The organism is Streptomyces sparsus, assembly GCF_054776295.1.
This window is the reverse complement of the sequence record NZ_BAAHCA010000405.1, coordinates 1-4,313: the sequence shown is the minus strand read 5'-3', so window position 1 is coordinate 4,313 and position 4,313 is coordinate 1. Positions and strand designations below refer to the sequence as shown.

Annotated in this window: 5 protein-coding genes; 4 read left to right on the top strand and 1 reads right to left on the bottom strand. The window is 71.7% G+C overall.

The window, feature by feature from the left end:
• Both ACYVE9_RS17310 and ACYVE9_RS17305 read left to right on the top strand, forming a co-directional pair.
• Window positions 1–221 (top strand): hypothetical protein (locus tag ACYVE9_RS17310; RefSeq protein WP_461028776.1); only part of this gene is annotated, 221 nt, incomplete at its 5' end.
• Between the two features lie 10 nt (window positions 222–231).
• The gene (locus tag ACYVE9_RS17305; protein ID WP_461028775.1) at window positions 232–999 is read left to right on the top strand and encodes a bestrophin-like domain; all 768 of its coding nucleotides are present in this window, start codon (window positions 232–234) and stop codon (window positions 997–999) included.
• Between the two features lie 26 nt (window positions 1,000–1,025).
• On the opposite strand, the gene ACYVE9_RS17300 is transcribed toward ACYVE9_RS17305, so the two are convergent.
• Window positions 1,026–2,075 carry a glycoside hydrolase family 5 protein gene (locus ACYVE9_RS17300; RefSeq protein ID WP_461028774.1) on the bottom strand — a complete coding sequence of 350 codons (1,050 nt, stop codon included), beginning with the start codon at window positions 2,073–2,075 and terminating at the stop codon, window positions 1,026–1,028.
• Window positions 2,076–2,369: 294 nt separating this feature from the next.
• On the opposite strand from ACYVE9_RS17300, the gene ACYVE9_RS17295 reads away from it, so the two are divergent.
• Both ACYVE9_RS17295 and ACYVE9_RS17290 read left to right on the top strand, forming a co-directional pair.
• The gene (locus ACYVE9_RS17295) at window positions 2,370–3,812 is read left to right on the top strand and encodes an acyl-CoA synthetase (protein ID WP_461028773.1); all 1,443 of its coding nucleotides are present in this window, start codon (window positions 2,370–2,372) and stop codon (window positions 3,810–3,812) included.
• A partial coding sequence (locus ACYVE9_RS17290; RefSeq protein ID WP_461028772.1) for a carboxyl transferase domain-containing protein occupies window positions 3,809–4,313 on the top strand: 505 nt, incomplete at its 3' end. The genes ACYVE9_RS17295 and ACYVE9_RS17290, both read left to right, overlap by 4 nt.

Sequence of the window (4,313 nt, the reverse complement as noted above, 5' to 3'; positions counted from 1 at the left end):
CGCGAAACCCGGAGGTCCCGGCGCCGGAGGTTCCGGCGGCCGGGCCCCCGCTGCCGCCGTCGATGCTGCGGGCCCCGCTCACCGTGCGCCCGCGGGAGCAGCCGCCCCGGTCGGGCACCTCGGTGGTGGGCCGCATGCTGCTGATCGTCGCCCCCGCCGTGCTGGCCGCCGCCGCGACCCGACCCCGGGGGGCCTCCGCCACCCGGTCACGTTCCGAATAGGAGAAGTACGTTGCCCGCTTGGCTGGTACTGGCCCTCGCCATGGTCGCGTCCTGTGCCGTGGTCCTCGTCGTCGCCCTGCTGCGGCAGCGGCGCATCGGCGACGAGGAGGACACCACCCAGACCCCCGACGTCATCGAGTACATGATCATGATGATCGGCGTGGTCTACGCGATCGTGCTGGGCCTTGCCATCGCCGGCGTGTGGGAGCAGCGGAACGCGGCGACCGACTGGGTCACCCAGGAGGCGCTGGCACTGCACGAGGTGCACGAGCGCGTCCAGGTGTACCCGCCCGAGGCCCGGAGCAGCATCCGCTCGGGCATCGACGCCTACGTGCGCCACACCATGGAGGCGGAGTGGACGCAGACTCCGGATGCCGGTGAACTCACCCCCCAAGGAGACGAGTTGCTGCACGCGGTGCGCTCCGAGGTGACGGGCTTCGAGCCCACGACCACCCTGGAGTCGCACGCCTACCAGGGTGTGGTGGATCAGGTCTCCCAGGCCGCGCGCGCCCGCACGGAGCGGGGCGGGAGCGCCGGGACGACCATGCCGGGCGTGGTGTGGTTCGGCCTCATCATCGGTGCGGTGGTGGTCGTCGGCATGGTCTTCGTACTCCAGATCCGGCGCTCGGCGCGGGAGTTGGCGCTGGCGGGCCTGTTCAGCGCGCTCATCGCCTTCCTGCTGTTCCTGATCTGGCACTTCGACGCCCCGTACGCCCGTGGCCTCACGGACTCGGCGGAGGCTTTCCGCACGTTGTTCCCCGAGGCCACGGGCGACTGAGGCCCTCGTTCAGCTTCCGGAGGCGGTCAGACGCGCGCCCGGATCCACGCTCCGGCCTCCTTCAGCACGCCGGTTCCGCTCCAGCGGCCGCCGGCGCAGGTGCCCTGCTTGAAGACGGCTCCCGAGCGGTGGTCGTCGGAGAAGTTCCAGTTGACCCAGGAGATCTTCTTGCGGTTCATCACGTCGATGTACCGCTGCGACATGGCGAAGTCGTTCGCGCCCTCGCCGGCGTAGTTCTGGGTGCCGAACTCGGTGACGAACACGGGGAGTCGGTCGGAGGCGCGGTCCAGCGTCCGCAGGTACTCCTCCCGGTGCGAGGCCGCGTAGAAATGGAAGGTGTACATGATGTTGGAGGCGCGGACGGGGTTGTTCACCACTTCCTGCTCGTTGGAACCCTCGGAGACCCCGAACGAGGACCATGCTCGGGTGCCGACCAGGATCGGGGTCTCCGGGTCCGCGGCGCGGACCACCGGGATGAGGCGCTCGGCGTAGGACCTGATCGAGTTCCAGCTCACGCCGCTGGGCTCGTTGGCGATCTCGTAGAGCAGGTTGCTCTGGTGCCCGTGCCGACGCGCGATGTCGGTGAAGAACTGCCGTGCCCGGTCGAGGTTCACGTTGGGGTCGCCCGGGGAGAGCATGTGCCAGTCGACGATCACGTACATGCCGCGTGCCGTGGCCTGGTCGATGATGCGGCTGGCGAGGTCGGTGAAGCGCCGGGGGTCGGTCTCGTATCCGCCCTCCTGCACGTAGGTGGAGACCCGCAGGACGTCGGCGCCCCAGTCGTGGGCCAGGGCGTCGAGTGATCCGTCGGTCACGCACTGGGCGTACCACTGCGTGCCGTGGGTGGACATGCCGCGCAGCTGTACCGGCTGCCCGGCCGCGTTGCAGAGCCGGGTGCCGCAGACCTTCAGCTGGCCGTTGGCGGCCACCGCGGACCGGGCGGTGGCCTTCGTGGCGTCCGGCGACGCGGCGCCCGCGGGCAGTTGGGCCTGGATCGCGAGCACGACGGCCAGGACGAAGGCCACGGCGACTGCCGCGTACGGCAGTCGGCGGCGTTGCAGGGTGTGGTGGTGCACGATGCGTCACTCCTCGGTGCGTGGGGGCGGAGGTGCGTGGACGCCTGCGGAGTCGCGGTGCCTGCCCGCGGCGGACGTGAGCCGGGATACCTGTCAGGCACATGACAGCGACGGCCACATGACGGCGACCGTGAGGTGTCACTGGCCTGAAAGTTAGGGTTGTTTCCTATCACCGTCAAGAGGTTAGGAAACCTTCCTTACTTCTATCGGCGCACGCCCCGCGCTCACCCGTGCTGTGCGCGAGCGTCGCCTGATGAGATCGTGAGCCCAACGACCACCAGCGAAGGAGCACGGGTGTCACCTCTCATCCCCGCACTGGAGACCGAGCCGTCGAAGCCCGCCGTGCGCTTCGGTGACGACGAGCTGAGTTACTCGCAGCTCGCCGCAGCCGCCCGGCCGCTGGCCGCGCGGATCACCACCCGGAGCCGCGTCGCGGTCTGGGCCACGCCGCGGTGCGAGACGGCGGTGGCCGTGGTCGCCGCACTCCTCGCGGGAGTGCCGGCTGTGCCGCTCAACCCGGGCTCGGGCGAAGCCGAGTTGTCGCACATCCTGGCCGACTCGGCACCCGCGGCGGTGCTCGCCGCGGCCGAGGACGAACTGCCCGCGCCGCTCGCCGCCCTGCCCAGGATCGACGTCCCCCTCGTCCCCGACCCGGACGAACCCGCCCACGGCCACCCCGAGTCGGGCTCGGACTCGGTACCGGCCCTGATCGTCTACACCTCCGGCACCACCGGCTCACCCAAGGGCGTCGTGCTCTCCCGGCGGGCGCTCGCCGCGACGCTCGACGACCTCGCCGACGCCTGGCAGTGGACGGAGGACGACGTCACCGTGCACGCCCTGCCGCTGTTCCACGTGCACGGACTCGTGGTCGGCCTGCTCGGACCGCTGCGCCGCGGCGGCAGCCTGCGCCACCTGGTGCGCTTCTCCATCGAGGCGGTCAGCCGTGAACTGCCGCACGGCAGCATGTTCTTCGGCGTGCCGACCATGTACCACCGGATGGCCGAGCAGGTCGGCGGCGACCCCGTCCTCGCCCGCGCGCTGAGCAGCGCCCGGCTGCTGGTGTCCGGCTCCGCGCCGCTGCCGCTGCGGGACCACGAACTGATCACCTCGGCCACCGGTCAGCGCGTCGTCGAGCGGTACGGCATGACCGAGACGCTGATCACCACCAGCGTCCGGCTCGACGGCCCGTACAAGGCGGGCACCGTGGGAACCCCGCTGGCGAGCGTCGACGCCCGGCTGGTCGACGACGACGAGCAGCGCATCACCGCGGACGACGGCGAGACCATCGGTGAGCTCCAGGTGCGTGGCCCCGGCCTGTTCACCGAGTACCTCGGCCGGCCGGACGCCACCGCCGAGGCCTTCGCCGGCGGCTGGTTCAGGACCGGTGACATGGCGACCCGGGACTCGGACGGCTTCTACCGCATCGTCGGACGCCGCTCCACCGACCTCATCAAGTCCGCCGGGTACCGCATCGGCGCCGGTGAGATCGAGAACGTGATGCTGGAGCACCCCGGCGTACGGGAGGTGGCCGTCGCCGGCCTGCCCGACCCGGACCTCGGCGAGCGTGTGGTGGCCTGGGTGGTGGCCGGCGAGACCGCGGAGCCCCCGACGGAGACGGAGCTGGTCGACCTGGTCGCGCGGCGGCTGTCGGCGCACAAGCGCCCACGCGAGGTCAGGTTCGTCGAGCGGCTGCCGAGGAACGACATGGGCAAGGTCCTGAAGCGGGAACTGCGGTGAGCGGACCGCAGGCGCCCAGCGGCGCCCGCGCGGCCATCGCCTCCGTGACAGCGGACTTCGAGGAGCTGGCCACCCCCCACGCGGAACAGCCCGCCGACGGCCCGCTCCGCTGGGACGGCTACGACCTCGCGCGGGAGCGGGCCGAGCGGCGGACCGGCGAACGCGAGTCCGTGGTGTGCGGCCTCGCCCACATCGGCGGCACCGAGGTGGTGCTGATCTCGTTCGAGTTCGGCTTCCTGGGCGGCTCGTTGGGGACGCGCACCGGGGACCGGATCGAAGCGGCCCACACCCGCGCCAGGGAACTCGCACTGCCCGTCGTGACGCTGATCGCCACCGGCGGCAGCCGCATGCAGGAGGGCATCGCCGCACTCACCCAACTCCAGCGCATCGCCGGCCTGTCGGCCCTCACCCGGGCCGCCGGCCTGGCCCAGGTCGCGGTCCTGCGCGACCCGTCCACGGGAGGCGGCTGGGCCACCCTGGGCGCCGGCGCCGACGTGCTGC